Source organism: Methylobacterium sp. SyP6R (genome assembly GCF_019216885.1).
Lineage (GTDB): Bacteria > Pseudomonadota > Alphaproteobacteria > Rhizobiales > Beijerinckiaceae > Methylobacterium.
On the sequence record NZ_JAAQRC020000001.1, the window covers coordinates 4090788 to 4110956 of the forward strand.

At 70.4% G+C, this 20169-nt stretch carries 20 protein-coding genes, 1 tRNA gene and 1 pseudogene; 8 read left to right on the top strand and 14 right to left on the bottom strand.

The annotated features are described in order from the left end of the window. Window positions 1–6: 6 nt before the first annotated feature. Both HBB12_RS18830 and HBB12_RS18835 read right to left on the bottom strand, forming a co-directional pair. A complete protein-coding gene (locus tag HBB12_RS18830) occupies window positions 7–996 on the bottom strand; it encodes an extensin-like domain-containing protein (RefSeq protein ID WP_236990744.1) in 990 nt (329 codons plus the stop codon). Window positions 997–1144: 148 nt separating this feature from the next. Beyond that, the gene (locus HBB12_RS18835; protein WP_236990745.1) at window positions 1145–2005 is read right to left on the bottom strand and encodes a DMT family transporter; all 861 of its coding nucleotides are present in this window, start codon (window positions 2003–2005) and stop codon (window positions 1145–1147) included. A 144-nt stretch (window positions 2006–2149) separates the two neighbouring features. Between HBB12_RS18835 and HBB12_RS18840 the strand changes: the two genes are divergently transcribed. After that, window positions 2150–3592 (top strand): aminotransferase-like domain-containing protein, encoded by a 1443-nt coding sequence (locus HBB12_RS18840; RefSeq protein WP_236990746.1) that lies wholly within the window; start codon window positions 2150–2152, stop codon window positions 3590–3592. Here HBB12_RS18840 and HBB12_RS18845 read toward each other — a convergent pair. The 4 genes and pseudogenes from HBB12_RS18845 to HBB12_RS18860 all read right to left on the bottom strand — a co-directional run bounded on the left by HBB12_RS18845 (window position 3555) and on the right by HBB12_RS18860 (window position 7073). Beyond that, window positions 3555–3641: transfer RNA gene (locus HBB12_RS18845), tRNA-Leu, on the bottom strand. The genes HBB12_RS18840 and HBB12_RS18845 overlap by 38 nt on opposite strands. Before the next feature lie 362 nt (window positions 3642–4003). Then, window positions 4004–4840 (bottom strand): annotated as a pseudogene (locus tag HBB12_RS18850) (HlyD family secretion protein); the annotation flags it as partial. A gap of 46 nt (window positions 4841–4886) precedes the next feature. Then, entirely contained in the window at window positions 4887–5081 is a 195-nt protein-coding gene (locus HBB12_RS18855) for a DUF1656 domain-containing protein (protein WP_236990747.1), read from the bottom strand. A 3-nt stretch (window positions 5082–5084) separates the two neighbouring features. Continuing rightward, the gene (locus tag HBB12_RS18860; protein WP_236990748.1) at window positions 5085–7073 is read right to left on the bottom strand and encodes an FUSC family protein; all 1989 of its coding nucleotides are present in this window, start codon (window positions 7071–7073) and stop codon (window positions 5085–5087) included. 131 nt (window positions 7074–7204) lie between these two features. Between HBB12_RS18860 and HBB12_RS18865 the strand changes: the two genes are divergently transcribed. Continuing rightward, the gene (locus HBB12_RS18865) at window positions 7205–8362 is read left to right on the top strand and encodes a zinc-binding dehydrogenase (protein WP_236990749.1); all 1158 of its coding nucleotides are present in this window, start codon (window positions 7205–7207) and stop codon (window positions 8360–8362) included. A 71-nt stretch (window positions 8363–8433) separates the two neighbouring features. Further along, on the top strand, window positions 8434–8847 hold the full coding sequence (locus tag HBB12_RS18870; protein ID WP_236990750.1) for a DUF2147 domain-containing protein: 414 nt from the start codon (window positions 8434–8436) through the stop codon (window positions 8845–8847). 343 nt (window positions 8848–9190) lie between these two features. Here HBB12_RS18870 and HBB12_RS18875 read toward each other — a convergent pair whose 3' ends face one another. Together HBB12_RS18875 and HBB12_RS18880 are read right to left on the bottom strand one after the other, a co-directional pair. Continuing rightward, window positions 9191–9598, bottom strand: coding sequence for a DUF4345 domain-containing protein (locus HBB12_RS18875; RefSeq protein WP_236990751.1), 408 nt, complete (start codon window positions 9596–9598; stop codon window positions 9191–9193). 66 nt (window positions 9599–9664) lie between these two features. Beyond that, window positions 9665–10123 carry a MaoC family dehydratase gene (locus HBB12_RS18880; protein ID WP_236990752.1) on the bottom strand — a complete coding sequence of 153 codons (459 nt, stop codon included), beginning with the start codon at window positions 10121–10123 and terminating at the stop codon, window positions 9665–9667. Window positions 10124–10413: 290 nt separating this feature from the next. Here HBB12_RS18880 and HBB12_RS34305 point away from each other — a divergent pair, with 290 nt between their 5' ends. Both HBB12_RS34305 and HBB12_RS18885 read left to right on the top strand, forming a co-directional pair. Then, window positions 10414–10545 (top strand): hypothetical protein, encoded by a 132-nt coding sequence (locus HBB12_RS34305; protein ID WP_272913282.1) that lies wholly within the window; start codon window positions 10414–10416, stop codon window positions 10543–10545. A 225-nt stretch (window positions 10546–10770) separates the two neighbouring features. Beyond that, window positions 10771–12036 (top strand): MFS transporter, encoded by a 1266-nt coding sequence (locus HBB12_RS18885; RefSeq protein ID WP_236990753.1) that lies wholly within the window; start codon window positions 10771–10773, stop codon window positions 12034–12036. Between the two features lie 103 nt (window positions 12037–12139). Here the strand turns inward: HBB12_RS18885 and HBB12_RS18890 are convergent, their stop codons facing one another. After that, window positions 12140–12958 (bottom strand): ComF family protein, encoded by an 819-nt coding sequence (locus tag HBB12_RS18890; RefSeq protein WP_442919370.1) that lies wholly within the window; start codon window positions 12956–12958, stop codon window positions 12140–12142. A 172-nt stretch (window positions 12959–13130) separates the two neighbouring features. Between HBB12_RS18890 and HBB12_RS18895 the strand changes: the two genes are divergently transcribed. Then, a complete protein-coding gene (locus tag HBB12_RS18895; RefSeq protein WP_236990755.1) occupies window positions 13131–13337 on the top strand; it encodes a hypothetical protein in 207 nt (68 codons plus the stop codon). Window positions 13338–13376: 39 nt separating this feature from the next. On the opposite strand, the gene HBB12_RS18900 is transcribed toward HBB12_RS18895, so the two are convergent. After that, window positions 13377–14141: a restriction endonuclease gene (locus tag HBB12_RS18900; RefSeq protein WP_236990756.1), complete on the bottom strand. Its 765-nt coding sequence runs from the start codon at window positions 14139–14141 to the stop codon at window positions 13377–13379. A gap of 283 nt (window positions 14142–14424) precedes the next feature. Here HBB12_RS18900 and HBB12_RS18905 point away from each other — a divergent pair, with 283 nt between their 5' ends. Then, window positions 14425–15222: a DUF1194 domain-containing protein gene (locus HBB12_RS18905; protein WP_236990757.1), complete on the top strand. Its 798-nt coding sequence runs from the start codon at window positions 14425–14427 to the stop codon at window positions 15220–15222. A gap of 60 nt (window positions 15223–15282) precedes the next feature. Here HBB12_RS18905 and HBB12_RS18910 read toward each other — a convergent pair whose 3' ends face one another. Beyond that, window positions 15283–15741 (bottom strand): Ros/MucR family transcriptional regulator, encoded by a 459-nt coding sequence (locus tag HBB12_RS18910; protein WP_236990758.1) that lies wholly within the window; start codon window positions 15739–15741, stop codon window positions 15283–15285. Window positions 15742–16468: 727 nt separating this feature from the next. Beyond that, on the bottom strand, window positions 16469–17509 hold the full coding sequence (locus HBB12_RS18915) for an adenylate/guanylate cyclase domain-containing protein (protein ID WP_442919371.1): 1041 nt from the start codon (window positions 17507–17509) through the stop codon (window positions 16469–16471). A gap of 323 nt (window positions 17510–17832) precedes the next feature. Between HBB12_RS18915 and HBB12_RS18920 the strand changes: the two genes are divergently transcribed. Then, the gene (locus tag HBB12_RS18920) at window positions 17833–18066 is read left to right on the top strand and encodes a hypothetical protein (RefSeq protein WP_236990759.1); all 234 of its coding nucleotides are present in this window, start codon (window positions 17833–17835) and stop codon (window positions 18064–18066) included. A 49-nt stretch (window positions 18067–18115) separates the two neighbouring features. On the opposite strand, the gene lanM is transcribed toward HBB12_RS18920, so the two are convergent. Both lanM and HBB12_RS18930 read right to left on the bottom strand, forming a co-directional pair. Continuing rightward, on the bottom strand, window positions 18116–18523 hold the full coding sequence (lanM, locus tag HBB12_RS18925) for a lanmodulin LanM (RefSeq protein WP_236990760.1): 408 nt from the start codon (window positions 18521–18523) through the stop codon (window positions 18116–18118). Between the two features lie 127 nt (window positions 18524–18650). After that, window positions 18651–19973 (bottom strand): hemolysin family protein, encoded by a 1323-nt coding sequence (locus HBB12_RS18930; protein ID WP_236990761.1) that lies wholly within the window; start codon window positions 19971–19973, stop codon window positions 18651–18653. Between the last annotated feature and the right edge of the window lie 196 nt (window positions 19974–20169).

The window sequence follows — 20169 nt, forward strand, 5'->3', positions numbered from 1 at the left end:
GCGTCGTCAGTAGATCGGCCCCGACGACCAGGTCGGGCTCGAGAGCGGCAGCGGCTCCGGCAGGGCTCGCGGCTCGGCGGCGAGGGCCGGCCGCGAAGGCGGCGGGGCGTAGGCGTGGACCGGCGCGAGGTTCGGCGCAAGGTTCGGCGAAGGGGAGGGCGATCTCGCGACCCTGGTCCCGGTCTCCCGGGCGCTCGTCGGCGACAGGCCGTAGGGATCGTCCTGCTCGACGTCGATCGGCGCCGGATCGGGGGCAGGCTGCCAGGCCGGCGGCTTCTTGCGGATCGGGGAGAGCGGCGTGCCGGGCGGCGGCAGCCGCGATTCGTACTTGATCAGCGGCTTGCAGATCCGGCGCAAGCCCCGGGGGTCGTGCCGCGCCAGATCGAGATGGATGTGGTCGTAGTGGTAGACGTTCGACCCCGGCGCCAGCACGGTCGTGAAGTGGTTGCACGCCCCCAGGAACACCTCGCGCAGGAAGCCCTGCTCGGCTTCCGTGCCGCGCCAGCCGCCCTTCACCGTCACCACGTAGCCGTCGGCGAAGCGGAAGGACATCACGTCGACGGCGTTGCCGAACGAGTGCTCCGACAGCTTGGCGCCGACCTGGTTGTTGCGGCCGCGGCAGGAATACGAGCCGGAATTGATCTCGACCACCGGCTGGCCGAAATAGATCTCGGCGGCCGGCTGCACCGTTCCGGCGAGCCAGGCCTCGACCTCCGGGATGATCGGGCAGGCGAGCGTCATGCGCTGCTTGAGCGCCACGGTGCCGCCGGCGAGCCGCGTGACCCGGAACGGATGCACCATCCCGCACACGCCCGGCCCGTCGATCTCCTTGACGGGCTGGATATCCTCGCTCGGACGAACGAGTTTCTGGGCGAGGCAGACCTCTTCGGCCTGATTCCGCCAGGGTTCGCGCTGCTCAAACCGATTGAGCGCGCATCCGGTAAGCCCCAGGCCGAAAAGCGTGAAGGCTGAGAACGCTACGATGCCATTACGCATGGTGCGGAGAATGCGCACGATGCCGTAAACACCGCGTCAACCTCGGCCGTTAGCGTCTGGCCCAGGATGGGGCGGTCCGCTCACGCGAACCACATGCTTGTTGCGACGGTCCGCTTATGCGAACCACATTCTTGGTGGGACGGTTCGCTCACGCGAACCTTTTGGCCCCCGCCACGCACAGGACGACCAGCCCCGTCACGGCGATCATCGACGGGGCGACCGGCTCGCCGAGCAGCAGGCCGGCGAGCGCCAGGCCGAGGAAGGGCTGGAGCAGTTGCAGCTGGCCCACCCCGGCGATGCCGCCCCGGGCCAGGCCGCGATACCAGAACACGAAGCCGACCAGCATGCTGAACACCGAGACATAGGCGAGGCCGAGCCAGGCCGGCCCGCCGACCTGCGCCACGCCCGCCGGCCGGGTCGCGAGCGCGAGGACCAGCATCGCCGGCAGGGCCAGAACCAGGGCCCAGGAGATCACCTGCCAGCCGCCCAACCGGCGCGACAGGGCCGCTCCTTCCGCGTAGCCGAGTCCGCAGAGCAGGATGGCGGCGAGCATCAGGAGGTCGCCGGCGAACGACCCCGCCCCACCCTGGACGAGGGCGAAGCCCGCCACCGCCGCACTGCCGATCAGCGAGAACAGCCAGAATGCCGGCCGTGGCCGCTCACCCCCGCGCAGCACCCCGAACAGGGCGGTGGCGAGCGGCAAGAGGCCGATGAACACGATCGAATGGGCCGAGGTGACGTGCTGGAGCGCGAGCGCGGTCAGGAGCGGGAAGCCCAGCACCACGCCGAACGCCACGATGGCGAGCGACATCAGGTCCGACCGCGCCGGTCGCGCCTGCCGCAATCCCCATAGGAGAGCCGCCGCGAGGGCGGCTGCGATCACCGCCCGGGCCGAGGTGAGGAAGAGCGGCGAGAAGCCCCCCACCGCCACCCGCGTCGCCGGCAGCGAGCCGCTGAAGATGACCACCCCGAGGAGACCGCTGCCCCATCCGTCCGCCGACCGTCGCATCGCTCACGTCTCTTTTCGCAGCGGGACGCTCCGTGCATCCGGCGGGAGAGATACCGCGGCACGGGCTATCCCCCGAAGGCACGGTCCCATACGGCATTGTCGAACTGTACGGGTGACCCCACCCACACTGTCGGGGATGAGGCGATGGCGGAAGGCGGCCGCACGGCGGCGGTGATGGCGGCGATCCGGGGGCGGATCGCCGCGCGGGGGCTGGCGCCGGGCGAGCGGCTGCCGTCGATCCGCGGGCTCGCCGCCGCCATGGGGGTCTCGCCCTCGACGGTGGTCGAGGCCTATGAGCGCCTGGCCGCGGAGGGGGCGGTGCGCTCGCGGCCCGGCTCCGGTTTCTACGCCGCGGCGCCGGGCCCGCTGCCGGCGTTCGCCGAGACCGGCCCGCGCCTCGACCGGGCGGTGGACCCGCTCTGGGTCTCGCGACAATCCCTCGACGCCGAGCCGGAAATCCCGAAGCCCGGCTGCGGCTGGCTGCCGCCGGCCTGGATGCCGGTGGCGGCGCTCCGTCGCGCCGCCCGCGGCCTCGCGCGGGCCGAGGATGCGGTGCTCACCGATTACGGCGCCACGCGGGGACCGCTCCCGTTGCGCCGCCTGTTGGCGCGGCAATGCGCCGGGGAGGGACTGGCGATCGGTCCCGACCAGGTCCTGCTCACCGGCTCGGGCACGCAGGCGATCGACCTGATCTGCCGCCTGCTGGTGCGCCCCGGTGACACGGTGCTGGTCGACGATCCCTGCTACTTCAACTTCCAGGCGCTGCTGCGCGCCCACCGGGCCGATGTGGTCGGCGTCCCCATGATCGAGGCGGGACCGGATCCGGAGCGTTTCGCGCAGGCCGCCGCCGCGCACCGGCCGCGGCTCTACGTCACCAATGCGGCGCTCCACAACCCGACCGGCGCGACGCTCTCGCCCGCAATTGCCCACCGGCTCCTGAATGCCGCCGCCGCCCACGACATCACGATCGTGGAGGACGACATCTTCGCGCCCTTCGAGCCCGAGCCGTCGCCGCGGCTGGCCGCCCTCGACGGGCTCTCGCGGGTGATCCGGATCGGCAGCTTCTCCAAGACCCTCTCGGCCTCGATCCGCTGCGGCTACGTCGTGGCGAAGGCGGAGTGGATCGAGGCGTTGATCGACCTCCAGGTCGCGACGAGCTTCGGCGGGGTCAGCCCGGTCGCGGCGGAGCTGGTGGCGGGCGTGCTCGGCGACGGGCAGTACCGCAAGCACCTCGACTCCTTGCGCCGCCGCCTCGACCGGGCCCGGCGCGAGGCCGCCGACCGGCTGGCTCCGCTCGGCATCCGGCCCTGGCTGATGCCGCGGGGCGGGTTCTATCTCTGGTGCAGCCTGCCGGAGGGGCGCGACGCCGCCGATGTGGCCCGGGCCGCGCTCCGCGAGGGCGTGGTGCTGGCGCCGGGCGACGTGTTCAGCGTCTCGCGCACGGCGGGATCGCGCATGCGCTTCAACGTGGCGCAGATGGGGGATGCGCGGGTGATGCCGGTGCTGGAGCGGGCGCTGGCCGCGCCGGTAGAGGAGCCGAGCAACAGGGTGGTGCGGGCGGTCGGACTCGAACCGACATATCCGTGAGGACGGCGGATTTTGAGTCCGCTGCGTCTACCAATTCCGCCACGCCCGCGCGCGGTGAAGCCCCTCTCCTGTGCCGTGCGAAGCGGGAGCGTGTCAATCCCGTGCGGTGCGGCCGGTGCCCGGATTGCGGTGGGAGCCGCGCTGCTCCTTGCCCTGACCGTCCCTGCCCTGACCGTCCTTGGCACTCTCCGGTGCCGCGTTGATGCCGGGTGCGATGCCCGGGGCGATCTCGTCGGCGCTCGGGCCCGCCTTCGGGTCGGGCGCCGGCAGGGTCGAGACCTCGTGCGGACCCTTGACGGTGGTGGTGATTCCCGCCGGCGACACGGCGGCGCCGTCCGGCCGCCGAGGGCCGAGGCGGTCGACGAAGGCGCTGAACACGTCGCGCAGGCGGTCGCCGGGCTCGGCATAGGCGCCGACCGAGACCGTGGCGGTCATCCCGGCGACGAGGGCGATGCCGGGCGGCACCGCGTCGATGCGGATGCGCACGGGCACGCGCTGGGCGAGGCGGACCCAGGTATAGACCGGATCGACGCTGGGGAGCCCCTGCGTGCTCGCCGCGGCGTTCGGCGTGCTGATGCCCCGGGTGATGCTGTCGACCCGGCCGCGGATCGGCGCGGCATAACCCATCAGGGCGGCGGTCGCCGGGTCGCCGACCCGGATATGATCCATCTTGGTCTCTTCGAAGTAGCCGTCGATCCAGTACGAATCGGCGTCGATGACCGAGATGTTGGAGGTGCCGGACGCGGCGTAGTCGCCGACCCGCAGGAGCAGGTTGGTGACGTAGCCGTTGACCGGGCTCCGTACCTCCGTGCGCTTCAGGTTGATCTCAGCCTGGGCGACCTGGGCCTGGGCCGAGGCGAAGGCGGCCTCCGCCTGCTTGGCGGTGCCGGCGAATTGCTGCTTCTCCTCGATCGAGGTCGAGACCGTGGTCAGCGCCTCGCGCCGCGCGGCCTGCGCCCGCTTGACCTGGAGGTCGGCGGCGCGGTTCTCGACCTCGGCTTTCGCCGAATCGAGCGCGACCTTGAAGTCGAACGGATCGATCACGTAGAGCACGTCGCCCTTGCGGACGAGCTGGTTGTCGATCACCCGCAATTCGGTGATCTGGCCCGAGACCTGGGGGGCGATGCGCGCCACCTGCACCCGCACCCGCCCGTCCCGCGTCCATGGCGCGGTGACGTAATATTGCCAGACGATGAGCGCGGCGAATGCGGCGAGCGCCAGCACCACGAGGGTCGCCAGGATCCGCATCAGCCGCCGGCCCCGGGTCGTCCGCTTCACCGCCACCCCACTCTCCTCAGACCAGCACGATCAGCAGCGCCAGGATGCACAGGTAGATCCCCGCCTCGGCGAGCGGCGGGTTCGCGAAGACGCGCTCGAACCGCATCAGGCGCAGGAGCGGCCGCACGGCCAGCAGGATCGCCAGCGCGAGGGCCGCGTAGACGACGAAGGGGGAGACCAGGACCCCGCCGATCGTCAGCTCGTGGAACATGGCCTAGCGGGTCCCCCACAGCTTGAGGCGCCGCAGCACCCGGCCCTGCCCCTCGACGACATAGGACGCGGTAGCGAGGTCGGCCACGATCCGCGTTGCGATGCGGCGCGATTCCGCCGGGGCCTCGCGGGCCGCAGCGAGGAGGGCGGCGCCCGCCTCTCGCAAGGGCCCGGCTTCGGCCCGCCGCAGCGCGCTCCTCGCTTCCCGCACCCCGCCGTCATAGGCCGGTATCCCGGCGAGCCGGTTCAGCCCGCTTTGCGCGCCCGCGGCGGCGGTGTCGAGGGCGGCGAGCGCGAAGGCGTGCTGCAGGGTGGCCCGGCGCACCGCGCCCGCGGTACCGGCCCAGCCGGCGAACTGCACCACCCGGTCGGCGTCAAGATTGACCCGCTCGTCGGCCTCCTGCGGCTCGCCCGACAGCGCCTCGATCACGTCGGCCCGGGCGGCCCGGAGCGACCAGCGTCGGCGCTGGGCGTTGGTGGTCGGCAACACGATCCGGATCACCAGGAACAGGATCAGCCCGGAGACGCAGAACAGCACGCTCGCGTTGATGTAGGATTCCGGGTTGTAGGGCTGGGGGTTGGCCGGCGACAGCACGACGGGGAAGAACACCAGCAGGATGAAGCCGAGGCTCGCGGTCGCCGGCCGCAGGCTAAGCAGGCAGGCGGTGACGATCACCGGCGCCATCGCGATGGCGAGCAGCGGGAAGCCCTGGCCTCCGTCGAGCAGGATGAACTCGACCAATCCGGCGCAGATTGCGGCCAGCGGCATGCCCCAGAGCGCGCCCGTCGCGAAGGCGACGGGGTTGGGGTTGATGGAAGCGAGCGCCGCGAAGGCCGAGACCTGGAGCAGGGCCGCGGAGGTCGCCGGCCAGCCGCTCAGCACGAAGAGCGCGGCGCTGATCGCCACCGTGATGACGACCCGGGCGGCGTTGCGCAGGGCATCCGGAAAATCGCGGTGCACCGGCAGGCGCATGTCGCGCAGAGGTTCGCAGCCGGTCTCCAAAGCCGCGATCCCGTCCTCGGCGAGGCGATCCTGACGCAGGATGTCGATGGCACGCCGGTGCCGCAGCACCGCATCGGGATCGGCCCCGCCGCTTGCCGCGAGCGCATCGAGGCGGGCCACCAGGTCGGGCAGGGCCTCGCGGTCGCCGTCGAGGCCGGCCAGCACGCGGGCGCGCAAATCTTGCGGGTCGTCGGAGCGCGAGACCGCCAGCGCGAAGGAGCGGGCCGCCGCCACCGAGGCGAACAGGGCCGCCACCGCGCTGCGAGCGCCGGCCGCCCGGTTCTCGCCGTCGTGGAACTCGGTCGCGACGACGCCGATCGCATCGCGGGGGGCGGCCACCAGGCGCATCGCGTCGGCGGCGTCCTCCGGGCCCGGATCGCCGTCCCGGATCGCCCGGCGGACGAAGTCGCGCACCGTGTCGCGGGCCTTTCCCATGCCGGCGCTGAGATCGGGGAACACATAGGGCGCGCCGAGCGCGTCGTTGATGAAGGTGATCGATACGATGCCGAGCATGATCGCGGCGACGCGGGCAATGCCCGATTCGAACACCGATTGCGGCGCGTCGATGTTGTTGATGGCGATGATCGCCACCGTGTAGCCCGACAGCATGGCGCCGTAGGCCTTGGTGCCCTGGAGGTAGTTGGCGACGAAGACGCAACATCCCATCCAGGTCGCGAAGGCGACCAGCAACTCGACCCGGTCCTGTCCGAAGAGAGCCGTGAACAGGATCGCCACCGCGAAGCCGATCACCGTGCCGAGGAAGCGGTAGGCCGCCTTCGACAGGGCCTGCCCGCGCCGGGGCTGGGCCAGGATCGCCACCGTGACGGCGGCCGAGGAGGCGCTTTCGAGCTGGAGCCAGAACCCTGCATACAGCGCCAGCATCATGGCGAGCCAGATCCGCAGGGCATAGGCCCAGGCGGAGACGGGCGGCGGCTCGATCCGGTCGAGGACGGCGTCGATCCAGCCGCGGTCCCGCATCGCCTCAGCCATGCTGCCCCCGGAGATCGATCGCGCCCGATTGGGATGCACGATTCGAATTCGATGGTAGGCTAGGGGTGGCCGGGCAGAGAACCGGCTCGCGGCCGCGCGCCGCGCCAGAACAGCCAGCCGAGGAAGCGCCGATGAGCAAGCCAGAGATCCGCGTCGCCACGTTCGCGGGCCCCGGGGCGGAACCCGTCATCCAATCGGTGCCCTGGCCGAAGGTTCCGCGCAAGGCCGCGCTAATCAAGGTCGGCGCCTGCGGCGTCTGCGGCACCGACCAGCACATCCTCAAGGGCCATTGGCCGAAGCCCCTGCCGTGGCCGTTCACCCTCGGCCACGAGATCGGCGGCGTCATCGTCGAGAAGGGCGACGAGTTCACCGCCGACTTCATGGAGAAGCCGCTCCAGGTCGGATCGAAGGTGATGATCCCGCCGCTGATGCCGTGCGGGCACTGCTATTACTGCGTCCATTATCCGGAGCAGGCCAACAAGTGCCTGACCCCGGTCTATTACGGGCGCTATCTCGGCTTCGACAAGGCGCCGCACCTGTGGGGCGGCTGGGCCGAATACGTCTATGTCGATCTCGAGATGCTGCCGGGCACCAAGGTCTACAAGCTTCCCGACGACATGTCGCTGCGCCTCGGTGCTCTGTCCGAGCCGCTCACCTCCTGCATCCGCGCCTTCAACCGGGCGACCCGGGCCGGCGGTTTCAAGTGGGGCGACACGGTGGTGATCCAGGGCTCCGGGCCGATCGGCATCCTGGCGGTGGCCGCCGCCCAGGAGATGGGGGCGGGCCGGGTGATCTGCGTCGGTGCGCCGGAGGAGCCGCGTCTCGCCCTCGCCCGCAGGTTCGGCGCCGAGGCCACGATCGACATCACCAAGGTCACGAGCCCCGAGGCCCGCATCGCCGCGGTGCGCGAGATCGTCGGCGGCTTCGGCGCCGACCTGGTGATGGACTGCTCGGGCCACCCGAGTGCGGGGCCAGAGGGGATCGAGTTCCTGCGCGACGGCGGCACCTATGTCGAGATGGGCCAGTTCACCGATGCGGGGAAGATCGAGACCTCCTGGCACCGGATCTGCTCCAAGGACCTGAACGTGCTGGGCTCCTGGGCCTTCACCGGCAACGACCTGCCGCTCGGCGTCGACATGCTCTACCGCGCCCGGCACAAATATCCGTGGCTGGAGATGCAGACGGTCTATCCCTTCACCCAGGAGGGCGTGTCGCAGGCGGTGAAAGACGCGATGGCGATGAAGACGGTGAAATCCACCATCGTGCCGTTCCCGGACCTCGTCGCCTGAATGCATGGCGGCGCGAGCGCGAAGGCGCTAGGCCGGGGGCTCGCCGATTCGCTCACCGGGAGCCCCCGCCGTTGCGTCCGACCGTTCTCGCCGCCCTGTTCCTCGCCTGCGCACCGGCGCTCGCCCATGCGCAGGCGGGCCCCCAGCCCGCCGGCACCTGGCTCACCCCCGGGGGAGATTCGCAGATCCGCATCAGCCGCTGCGGCGCCGGCTATTGCGGCACCATCGCCAAGGTGATGGCCGGCGAGACCAAGGACGTGAACAATCCCGATGCTTCCTTGCGCGGTCGCAGCCTCATCGGCGTCGCTCTTACCCGCGACATGCGGCCGGCCGGGGAGGGCTGGGAGGGCTCGCTCTACAATTTTCGCGATGGGAAGACCTATTCGGGCAAGCTCGCTATGAAGGGACCGAACGTACTCGAACTGTCGGGCTGCGTGCTCGGCGGGCTGATCTGCAAGAAGCAGATGTGGACGCGGGTGGATTGAGAGACGCGCCGACCCCTCAACCCTCCTCTGCGGCAGGGCTGTGCGGGGAAACTTTCGAGACGAGAAGAGCGCGGGTTTCCCCCTCTCCCCGCGGGCGGGGAGAGGACTTCATCGACCTTGCCGTCGATGAAGTGAGCCCGCAGGGCGAGGATGAGGGGGCGCTGCCGGAGGAGCCTTACGCGTCGAGCCCCCCTCACCCTCGCTCCGGCTTTCGCCTCCGCTTGCCGACGACGCGACAAGGTGTCGTCGGCCCTCTCCCCGCCCGCGGGGAGAGGGGAAGCCCGCGCCTTTTCTTTTCCCCGGACAGCCCTGCGCAGAGGGGGGAAGGGTCAGGGCGTCGCTCTCACAGCACCTCCGCCCCCGCCCGGCTCGCTACCCGGATCTGCCACAGGCAGAGCAGCGGCGTGACCACCAGTTCCATGCCCAGCGCCGCCAGCATGGTGAGCGAGGGCACCCCGGTGAGCCACAGGCCGAGGAGCCGGCTCAACCCGCCCAGGACCACGACCATCGTCAGGAAGCGGAACAGAGACGTCTTGGTCTCGATACCCGGAATCGTCGACCAGAACAAAAGGCCGATCCCGAGCAGAAGACCCGACAGGTAGCGGAAGTGGCTGTCTGTCGAGACGTCGAAGGCGCCCCCGCCGAGGCCGGCCTGGCCGAACAGCACGCCGTAGAGCCCGCCCAGAACCGGCACGAGCCCCGCCACCGCCACCACCCGCTGCAACGCCCGCCGCTCCGTCTCGTAGGTCATCCTTACGGCCTCGCTGCTTGTCCCCGACAATCCGTCAGGAGGCGCAAGGTTCACCATCGGCCCCGGTCACCAGTGGTGCAGCACCACCGCGTCGGCGAGGCAGGCCGGCTTCTCGGCGCCCTCGATCTCGACCGTCACCCCGTAGGTGGTGCGCAGGCCCCGGGGCGGCACGTCGAGGGCCGCGGCCACCCGTACCCGGCCGCGCAGGCGCGCATTCACCACCACGGGGGCGGGGAAGCGCACCCGGTCGAGGCCGTAATTCAGGCTCAGCCGCAGGCCCTCCAGCCGGCGGACCCCGGCGATGAAGCGCGGCACGAGCGACAGGGTCAGGTAGCCATGCGCCACCGTGGCGCCGTAGGGCGATTCGCGCGCCGCCCGCTCGGGATCGACGTGGATCCACTGGTGATCGTCCGTGGCCTCGGCGAAGCGGTCGATCATCGCCTGGTCGACGGTGACCCACTCGCCGACGCCGATCTCCTGCCCGATCGCCGCCTTCAGGGCCTCCGGCCCGTCGAAAATCTCCATGCGGTCTCCCCCGTTCCCCGCCATCATCTTGCCCGCGCACCTTACGACCGGTTCGCCGGCACGGCCACGGTCGATCGGGGATCAGTACTCCTGAGGAGTGTTCTGCTCAGCCCGGGAGAGCTTCCGTTCGAGGGCGTATCGCCGGTGGGCCGGACGAGCGTGCGGGTCGCGATCGCGGGCGTCGGCCATTGCGCCTCCTCCGTCCGTGCAGGGCCTGATCCATGACCGGGAGGCCGGCCCCGGCACGCCAGTGCCAGGCCTGATGAGCCCGGATCTCGGGGGGCTACCGGGTGCGGGACGTGACGGCGGCGGCGGCCTTCGACCTGGCGCAGGCCAAGGTCGGCCGCGACGCGGTCCCGCCCGCCCTCAACCAGACGATCCTCGTCGTGCCGTCCCGCGCGCCAGATTCTGCCTGCCCTTGAGGCAGGCGGTCGGTCGGAAGTTCCGGCAGGCCTTCATGCGCAGCTGGCACGAGATCTGCAAATCCACCAGCAGGCTGGCCTCACGGCCCGCGGGGCAAAGACGCCCGAGCCTTGGACACGGAAGTCCGACAGACGGGAGAGCGTGACCGGGATGCCCCGGGCCGCGATCCTCACCCTGAAGCGCGTCGAAGACCCCCCGCGGGGGCTGTGCGTGAGGCTCCGAATATGGCCAGTTTCAAGACCGTCATGAAGTCGGGTCATCCCCCGACCCTGTTCGCCGCGTTCCTGTATTTCGATTTCTGCTTCGCGATCTGGGTGCTCAACGGCGCCATGGGGCCGTTCATCACCGAGCATTACAAGCTCTCGCCGGCCGAGACCGGCTTCATGATCTCGCTGCCGATCCTCGCCGGCGCGATCATGCGCTTTCCCCTCGGCGTGCTCGCCCAGTATATCGGGCGCAAGAACGCCGCCATCACCGAGATGTCGCTGATCGTCCTGGCGATGGCCTACGGCTTCTTCCTGGTGCACAACTTCACCGACGTGCTCGCCATGGGCGTGCTGCTCGGCATCGCCGGCGCCTCGTTCGGCGTGGCGCTCTCCCTCGGCTCGGGCTGGTTCCCGGCGGAGCACAAGGGCCTGGCGATGGGCATCGCCGGCGCCGGCAATTCGGGCACCGTGCTGGCGGTGCTGTTCGCGCCGCCGCTCGCCCAGGCCTATGGCTGGCAGGCGGTCTACGGCTTTGCCGGATTGTTCATGCTGATCCCGCTCGCGGTGATGATCGTCTTCGCCGAGGAGCCGCCGGACCGCGAGCACCAGAGCTTCAAGCAGCACGTCTCGTGCCTGTTCGAGAAGGACGGCTGGGCCTTCAACCTGGTCTACGTCATCACCTTCGGCGGCTTCATCGGCCTGTCGAACTTCCTGCCGACCTTCTTCTACGAGCAGTTCGCCGTCACCAAGATCGAGGCCGGGCGGCTGACCATGCTGGCCGCCCTGATGGGATCGGGCATCCGCGTCCTCGGCGGCTACTTCGCCGACCGGATCGGCGGCATCCTGGTGCTGACCGTGGTTCTGCTCGCCGCCGTCGGCTCGTTCCTGATGCTCACCGCCGCGCCGACCTTGTTCGTCACCACGCTGCTGTTCATGTTCTGCTTCGCGGCGCTCGGCGCCGGCAACGGCGCCCTGTTCCAGCTCGTCCCCTTGCGCTGGCCGACCAACACCGCGGTGGCGGGCTCGATGATCGGCGAGGTCGGGGCGCTCGGCGGCGCCATCCTGCCCAACGCCATGGGCCTGTCGAAGCAGTATACCGGCGGCTTCGCGGCGGGCTTCCTGTTCTACGCCGCCTTCACGGCGGTCGTGCTCGGTTGCCTCGCCCTGTGGTCGCGCAAGTGGGTCGGCGTCTGGGTGGGTCCGCGCGGCAAGGTGCTGGCCCAGGCCGGAGCCGAGGCGCCGGCCCAGCAGGAGACCCCCATCGGCGGCGTGCAGCGCGCCTGAGCCGGAGCATTTTCCGACGAAGTGGATGCCGGTTCGCCGTAGAAAATGCGGCAAAATCAAAGGCCCAGAGAGCTTCGCGTTTGCAGCGCGATCGTGAAGTGCTCTAGATCACGTCGCGCCCGTCGCTCACCACGCGGGCGAAGACCAGCACGTCGACCGCCGCCGCCCCGCCGCGCAGGAGCGCCCGGGCGGCGGCGTTCGCCGTCGCGCCCGTGGTCAGCACGTCGTCGACGAGGAGGACCCGCTTGCCCAGGAGAAGCGGCCGCGCCGCCTCCGGCACCCGGAAGGCGCCCTGCAGGTTCTCCGCCCGGGCGGCGCGGCTCAGGCCGACCTGCTGGCGGGTGCGCCGCACCCGGGCGAGCAGCTTGGGTGCGACGGGAACGTCGCTGCCGCGCGTGGCCGTCCGGGCGAGCAGGGCGGCCTGGTTGAAGCGCCGCCACCACAGCCGCCAGCGCCAGAGCGGCATCGGCACCGCCACGTCGGCCTCCGCCAGCAACTCGGCCCCCGCCCGCGCCATCATCGCCCCGAGGGCGCCCGCGAGATCGAGGCGGTCCTCGTATTTCAGGCGCTGCACCAGCCGCCGCGCGGTCGCATCGTAGCGCGCCACCGCCCGGGCGCGCTGATAGACCGGCGGGTCGGAGAGGGCGGCCGGCGAGAGCAGGCCGGGTGAACCGAGATCGACCGCGAACGGCGTGCCGAGCCGTTCGCAATAGGGCCGCTCGATGAAGCGCATCTCGTTCCAGCAGGCCGCGCAGAGGGCGTGCGGCACCGCCGTGGCGGCCCCGCAGGCGATGCAACTCGGCGGATAGACCAGCCCGACGACGCCGCGGAGCGCGAGGCCGGGCAGCCCGGCCAAGCGGTGCAGCCCGGTCACGGCCGCCGCTCTCCCCGCCCTCGGCCTCCGGCTCCGTGTGGCAGGCATGCCGTGCGGCATGGCATGAATCCGGTGCTCATCGGACGGACCTACTGTGTTCGCGTGGGGACAGGTCGCGATAAACGCTTAGCCGTGACCATTTCTCGTGCGAAGGGCATTGCAACGCGGCAGTGGCCGGCGCAAGAATAAGCACAACAAGAGCAACGAGGAGGAAATGATCATGACGCTGGCCCCGATTCAGCCTCTGACCATGGCCCGGTCGCATGCCATGGTCGATGGCGCGAAGCAGGATGCGCTCGCTGCGCCCAACCCGGTCGAGGGAGCCGAGGCCGCCGATCGCCCTGCCGTCGTGGCGCTCGAGGATCAGCGCGAGCGCGCCCAGCAGGAATTCAAGCGGATCTGGAATCTCTGCACGTTGATGCAATAGAGCCGGGTCGGGCACGCGGCCTCGCCGGGCCATGCCGGTTCAGCGCGGCCGTCCCGGCCGCGCGCCCAGGGCGGCGAGCGCGTCGTGATGCAGCAGCAGCACGTCGGTCGCCGCCGCCAGCTTGCGGGCCGCCGGCGTGAAGCCGGCATTCGAGACCACGGCGGCGCGGTCGGCGCCCCAGTAGCTGCGGGCCGCCACCACCTCCTGCACCGCGCCGTTGCCGACCGGCTTCGCGTAGCGCTTGCACTGCACCACCAGCCGCACCCCGTCCCGCTCCGCCACCACGTCGGCACCCTGGTCGCCGGCGGCCTTCGTCGTGCGCGCCTCCCAGCCGGCCTGTTCGAGCAGGGCGGCGCAGTAGCGCTCGTAGGCGATCCCGTCCTCCGGCAGATCCTCGGCCTCGTCCGGCGCCGCGACGCTCAACGAGGCCGCCTCGACGATGTCCAGGATTTCGTCCCAGCGCGGCTCGATCAGGTCGCCGTAGCCCTCGGCCTCCAGCCGCGGCAGCAATGTGCGCTCCGCGAAGTAGCGGCGCTCACGCAGCCAGCCGTCCAGGATCTCGTTGCCGTAGGGGTCGACGTAGCTTTCCTGCCGCCGGCGCAGGGCCAGGGTCTCGCGGTGCCGCCGGGCGATCGCCCGGACCCGGCGCCGGAAGCGGCCGCCGCGCCCGAGCCGATGCACGACCAGCGCCAGCGCCACCAGGCCGGCGACGGCGAGAGCCTTCGGGCCGAACCACAGGCTCGCCGCACCCCCGGCCACGATGGGCCAGAACAGGCGGTCGGCGAGGCTGGAGGTGCGGCGCATCGGCGGGTCTCTCGTGAACGAATCCGGCGCCGCGCGGCGGGGCCGGATCGGTCCGGATTGTCGGCGGGACGGCGTTGTCCCCAGCCTAAGACGCCACCTTTCCCCGGCTTCATCCACAGCAGAACGCGTCGCGCTCCGCGGCGGCGGCAGGCGGCTCGGGAGATGCGGCCTCACGCGAGCGTGTCAGGCCAAGGCCTTCGCGGCGCTTGCATTCGGGCCGGCGGGCATCCGATCCTGGCCCTTCGCCGGAGCCTCGCACGGGCCGGCGCAGGGGAGTCCCCGGATGAGATCACGCGTCGTCGCGCTTCTCGCCTGCCTGCTCGTGGCCGGCGCGGCCGGGCCCCCGGTCCGGGCGGGGGGCGACCCGGTCGAGGTCGATGTCGCCCTGGTGCTCGCCGTCGACGTCTCCCTGTCGATGACCGGCGACGAGCAGGCGGTGCAGCGGGAGGGCTACGTCGAGGCGTTCCGCAATCCGGCGGTCCACCAGGCGATCCGCCAGGGCATGGTCGGGCGCATCGCCGTCACCTATGTCGAGTGGGCCGGTGTCGGCAACCAGCGGGTCGTGGTGCCCTGGACGCTGATCGCCGGGCCCGAGGAGGCGGCCGGCTTCGCCGACCGGCTGGGCCAGAGCCCGCCCCGGCGCTCGACCTGGACCTCGATCGCCAGCGCCATCGACTTCTCCGCCGGCCTCCTGGCCGGCAGCGGCTTCGAGGCGACGCGGCGGGTGATCGACGTCTCGGGCGACGGCCCGAACAACCAGGGCCGCTCCGTCACCAAGGCGCGGGACGACGCCGTCGGGCAGGGCATCGTCATCAACGGCTTGCCGCTGATGATCCGCGAGCCCAGCGGTCCCTGGGACATCAAGGACCTCGACCTCTATTATCGCGACTGCGTCATCGGCGGCAGCGGCAGCTTCATGGTGCCTGTCCGCGAGCGCGACCAGTTCGCGGCGGCGATCCGCACCAAGATCATCCGCGAGGTGGCGGGCCGGGAGACGGCCGGGCCGCTCGTGCGGCCGGCCCAGGGCGAGCCCAGGGCCAACTGCCTCATCGGCGAACGTCCCAATCCCGACTGGGATTAGGGCGCCCGGGATTTGCAACCTGAGCGTGTTTAGATCGGGCGGGTACGGCCGCCGGGCCGGTCAGTCCTCGACGTCCAGGTCGTGCCCGTTACCCGTGCCGCCGCGCAGGGACTTGCGCCGCTGCTGCCCAAGGCCCATGGTCTTCGCCAGTTCCGAACGAGCCGCCGCATAGTTCGGTGCCACCATCGGATAGTCGGGCGAAAGATTCCAGCGTGCCCGGTAATCCTCGGGCGACAGGCCGTATCGCGTGCGCAGGTGGCGTTTCAGCGACTTGAACTTCTTGCCGTCTTCCAAACAGACGAGATAATCCGGCATGATCGACTTCTTGATCGGAACCGCCGGGGTCAGGGGCTCGGCCTGTTCGGCCGCGACGCCGCGACCGAGGCCGCCCAGGGCGGAATGAACCGAAACGATCAGGCTCGGCAGATCGGCGGCCGGGACCGAATTGTTGCTCACGAAAGCCGCCACGATATCCGCCGCGAGCCCGATATGGTTCGTCGACGCCTCACTCTCACTCATCACGTCGGCCCTCTTCTCAGGGTAGATCCTGCAAGACGCTTAGACATTCCGCCCTCAGTCCCCCGATGCCGCGGGGCAGGTCTGTCTTTGCTTACCCGTGCAACTATGATGGCATGACGGCAATCGCAAGAGGAAAAAGAAGCGGCTCTCGCCTTCGGTCAAGCGTTCGCCGAAATTCTTGTTGAAGCCGGTTGCAGGGTAAGGTTGTGCTGCGTTCACCGTTGGCGTCCTGCCATCCAACTCGGCGGAGGGTGGGACACCGGCTCTATCCTCTTCGGCTTATGTCCGAGGAGCCGGGACAGCACCTTTCGGATGAAAGGAAGAACACATATTGGTCGTTGATGGTGCCCGGCAGAAGGGGGCGCCGCGACCGCAGCAACCGTGGGATGCCGGCAGGTTCAATAAGTGTTAACCGTTGATCGACATCAACGCAATTCCATCACGCGCGAACAGATCAGCCGTGAATCGGGCGCCGCGCCCGGGTCGAACACGCGGTCGCGATCCGCCGGCCCGGTCTTCGATAAACAAATGTTGGAATCGATGTCCGAGGGCAACCGGACGTGGACGCCTTCCGGACAGACGATCGCCCATGGCTGCGACAGGGCCGGCCGACTTATGCTGGACGGGAGCGGACCGGATCGCGACCGTGGCGAAACCCGGCATGGTGCCGCCATATCGGAGGCGCGTACGGTCTTTGCGTCTCGCCGTCCGGCCGTGCCTCCCGCGTTCAGGCGGCCGCGCGGACAGGGCGCGGGGCGGGCTCCAGGGCGGCGACCGCCAGGACCTGGTCGCGCCCGCGCACGGCGTGCTCGCCGAGCGGCCGGGCCCGCACCCCGTCGGGCAGGCGGGGCAGCTTGCCCAGGAGGTCGCCGGAGATCAGCACCGGCGCGTCGAGGGTCCGGCACAGGGCCTCGAGCCGGGCCGTGACGTTCACCGCATCGCCGAAATACGCGATCTTGTGCCGGTCGACCCCGACCTCGGCGGTGACGACCGGCCCGCCATGCAGGGCGGCCCGGATGCGCGGCACGGCACCGAACCGCTCCTCCCAGGCCGCCGCGTCCCGGGTCAGGCTCTCCTGGATCGCCAGCACGCAGGCGACGCAGCGCGCATCCTGCAGGCCGCGGGCCATCGGCCAGGTGATCATCGCCATGTCGCCGATGAAGTCGTCGGTCGAGCCCTGGCAGCGCCGCACCGGCTCGGCCAAAGTCGCGAAGACCGCGCCGAGGAAGGCCTGGGTCTTGAGGGCGCCGTGGGTCTCCGCGTAGGCCGTCGAGCCGACGACGTCGACGAACAGGAAGATCCGCTCCTCTTCCACCGGCCGGTGATAGCGCCCGACCAGCAGGTTGACGAAGACCTCGGCGCCGATGAGGTCGCGCATCCGCACCACGAAGACGAGGAGCGCCGAGACGGCGAGCGCGTAGACCAGGACCCGGAGCGAGGGCACCACCGCCACCGCGAAGGGCTCGGGCGTCAGCCCGGTGACCCAGACGATCACGCCGCCCGTGGCATGACCCAGCGTGATCATGCCGACATAGGCGAGCTCGGCGATCGGCACGTAGAGGAAGGTCGGAAGGCGGCGAAGCCGCGCCTGCAGCCGCGGCAGCAGGGTGCCGCGCTCCATCAGCAGCGCGCAGGCGCCGATGAAGAAGCCGTGGATCGCCGCCACCAACGGGATGCCGTTCTGGAACAATGCGTCGTAGAGCAGGCCGGCCCCGGCGCTGAGCAGCAGGATGCCGATCCAGAACCAGGCATGCTGCGGGATCGGCAGCCCGGCCACGCGCCAGGCCTGCGCCAGGCGTGCCGGAAGGCCGGCTTGCTCCGCCTCTCCCGATGAGCTGCGGTCGACGGGGCCGGCTGCGGGCACGGTGGTGGTCTCCTGGCGCGGGGCCCAGCGGTCCGGCCCGCGGCTCTGCGGCAATTCAACCGCGATTCACGCCGTTTTGAGGGCATCCGCAAGGCGCAAAACGCCCAAGGCCGGCACATCGCCCGGATCGCCGCCCGACGCTTCGTGAGACTGTGTGAAAACTAAGGAACCGTCGGCTTGACTATGGCGTTTGCAGCACGATTCGACGCTCAAGCCTGGAGATCGGCATGTCCTTCCGCCTCGTCACCCTCGCGGCCCTCGGCGCCCTCGTCACGGTTCCGGCCCTTGCCGAGGACGTGACGGTGATCCGCCGCGATTCCGCGCCGGTGGAGCGCAGCACCGTGATCGAGAAGCGCTCGGTCGAGTCCACCGGCTCCGTCGGCGGCTGCGAGACCAAGACCGTGAAGAAGACCAACGAGTACGGCGACAGCAAGACCGTGCACAGCGAGCGCTGCGACTGATCAGGGAAGTGTGGGGCGGCCCGCCAGGGGCCGCCCCGCCTCACAGTCCTTACTTCAGCAGGCGCGCCAGGGCCTTGCCGGCCGGGGTGCGCATTTCCTTGGCGTCGAGGGTGCCGTCGTTGTCCGGGTCGGCCAGCTTGAAGCGGGCCTCGACCAGGGCGAGGTACTCGTTCTTGTCCAGGGTGCCGTCATTGTCCGGATCGGCCTGCTTCATGTCCTTGCGGCTGACGCGGCCCTGCAGCTCCTTGGTGTCGAGGGTGCCGTCGGCATCCTTCTCGAGCTTGTCGAACACCGCGCCGGCGGCGGCCTTGGCCTCGGCGAGGTCGATCGTGCCGTCCGAATCGGTGTCGACGGCCGCGATGGTGCGGTCGGTCTTCGGCTTGGCCTCGGCCGAGACGGGCAGGGCGAGCGGCGCGGCCAGGAGGGCGGCGAGCAGAAGCGTCCGGTTGAGGGTCATGAGTGTAGAACTCCTGAGTTGAAAGCCGGGCGCCTGCCTCGTCTGCGGAGGCGCCCAGGATAATCTGGCAATCGGATACCTAACCGCACGGCGACGGTTTGCAACCCCGATTCACCCTGGGGAAGGTTCAGGCCTGCATCTTTTCGGCCAGGATCTTGTCGACCCGGCGTCCGTCCATGTCGACGACCTCGAAGCGCCAGCCGTTGCGCTCGAACCCGTCGCCGGCGGTGGGAATGCGGCCGAGCTGGAAGATCACGAAGCCGGCGAGCGTCGAGAAGTCGTCGCTGTCGGGCCGCTCGGTGAGGCCGAGGCGCTCGAAGGCCTCGACCGCCGGCATCATGCCGTCGATGAGCAGCGAGCCGTCCTGGCGCTCGACCACCATCGGCTCGTCGTCGTCGGTCTCCGGGATGTCGCCGGCGATCGCCTCGAGGAGGTCGGTCTGGGTGACGATGCCCTCGAGGTCGCCGTACTCGTCGACGACGATCGCCATCCGGACGGGCTTGGCCTTGAAGGTCTCGAGCACCCGCAGGATCGGCATGCCCTCGTGGACGACGATCGGCTCGCGAATGATCGCGTCCAGCGTGATCGGCGCCCCGTCGAGGAGCTGGTTGAGAACGTCCTGCTTGCGCAGCACGCCGACGATCTCGTGGATCTCGCCCCGGCTCGCCACCAGCTGCTCGTGGCGGCAGGCGCGGATCGTCTCCAGCACCGCCTCGCGCGGGTCCTCGACGTCGATCCAGTCGACCTCGTGGCGCGGGGTCATGATGTCCCGCACCCGGCGCTCGCCGATGCCGAAGATGCGCTGCACCGCCGCCTGCTGCGATTCCTGGATCAGGCCGGCCTCCTGGCTCGCCGCCACCAGCAGCGACAACTCGGCGGTAGAGTGCAGCGAGCCCTCGCCGGAGCCCGGCTGCAGCCCGCACAGACGCAGCACGCCGTTGCCGAGCCCGTTGAGGAACGAGATCGCCGGGCGGAAGACGAGCAGGAACACCCGCAGCGGCCGCACGATGGCGAGCGCCGTGCGCTCGCTGCGCTGGAGCGCCAGGCTCTTAGGGGCCAGCTCGCCCAGCACGATGTGCAGCGAGGTGATGACCACGAAGGAGAACACCACCGCGATGGCGTGGGCGCCGGCGGTGCTCGTGCCCTGCGGCAGGAAGGCGAGCAGCGGCTCGATCAGATGGGCCAGGGCGGGCTCGCCGACCCAGCCCAGCGCCAGCGACGAGATGGTGATGCCGAGCTGCGTGGCCGCCAGATGAGAATCCAGGCTGTCGACCGCCCGCTGCAGGGCACCCGCATTGGCCCGCTTCTCGGCTACGAGCTCCTGGACCCGGCTGCGCCGGACCGCCACCAGGGCGAACTCGGCCGCGACGAAGAACCCGTTCGCGAAGACCAGGAACACGATGGCGAACAGGCCGAGGCCCGTTCCCCAGGGACTGTCGGAGAAAATCACCGCCTCCCGTGGCGCGACCGGCCGCGTCCGGGGTCGGACGCGGCCGGCCCCCTCATAGCAAGTCTGTCCCCCGGAGCCTATCCGTCAGACGGCCCGGGCGCGCGCTCCTCCACGGCCGATGCCGCCGAGTAAGATGCGCGGCGCCTCGTACGCTTGCCGATCCATCGCTTCGCGATACGGCAAGCAGCTTCGCTCA

Coding starts and splice junctions, on each gene's coding strand:
- HBB12_RS18910 (WP_236990758.1), bottom strand. CDS start 15,741: ATGAGTGAGAGTGAGGCGTCGACGAACCATATCGGGCTCGCGGCGGAT.
- HBB12_RS18890 (WP_442919370.1), bottom strand. CDS start 12,958: ATGCCTGCCACACGGAGCCGGAGGCCGAGGGCGGGGAGAGCGGCGGCC.
- HBB12_RS18880 (WP_236990752.1), bottom strand. CDS start 10,123: ATGGAGATTTTCGACGGGCCGGAGGCCCTGAAGGCGGCGATCGGGCAG.
- HBB12_RS18855 (WP_236990747.1), bottom strand. CDS start 5,081: ATGTTCCACGAGCTGACGATCGGCGGGGTCCTGGTCTCCCCCTTCGTC.
- HBB12_RS18875 (WP_236990751.1), bottom strand. CDS start 9,598: ATGACCTACGAGACGGAGCGGCGGGCGTTGCAGCGGGTGGTGGCGGTG.
- HBB12_RS18885 (WP_236990753.1), top strand. CDS start 10,771: ATGGCCAGTTTCAAGACCGTCATGAAGTCGGGTCATCCCCCGACCCTG.
- HBB12_RS18900 (WP_236990756.1), bottom strand. CDS start 14,141: ATGCGCCGCACCTCCAGCCTCGCCGACCGCCTGTTCTGGCCCATCGTG.
- HBB12_RS18865 (WP_236990749.1), top strand. CDS start 7,205: ATGAGCAAGCCAGAGATCCGCGTCGCCACGTTCGCGGGCCCCGGGGCG.
- HBB12_RS18895 (WP_236990755.1), top strand. CDS start 13,131: ATGACGCTGGCCCCGATTCAGCCTCTGACCATGGCCCGGTCGCATGCC.
- HBB12_RS18920 (WP_236990759.1), top strand. CDS start 17,833: ATGTCCTTCCGCCTCGTCACCCTCGCGGCCCTCGGCGCCCTCGTCACG.
- HBB12_RS18835 (WP_236990745.1), bottom strand. CDS start 2,005: ATGCGACGGTCGGCGGACGGATGGGGCAGCGGTCTCCTCGGGGTGGTC.
- HBB12_RS18905 (WP_236990757.1), top strand. CDS start 14,425: ATGAGATCACGCGTCGTCGCGCTTCTCGCCTGCCTGCTCGTGGCCGGC.
- lanM (WP_236990760.1), bottom strand. CDS start 18,523: ATGACCCTCAACCGGACGCTTCTGCTCGCCGCCCTCCTGGCCGCGCCG.
- HBB12_RS18860 (WP_236990748.1), bottom strand. CDS start 7,073: ATGGCTGAGGCGATGCGGGACCGCGGCTGGATCGACGCCGTCCTCGAC.
- HBB12_RS18830 (WP_236990744.1), bottom strand. CDS start 996: ATGCGTAATGGCATCGTAGCGTTCTCAGCCTTCACGCTTTTCGGCCTG.
- HBB12_RS18840 (WP_236990746.1), top strand. CDS start 2,150: ATGGCGGAAGGCGGCCGCACGGCGGCGGTGATGGCGGCGATCCGGGGG.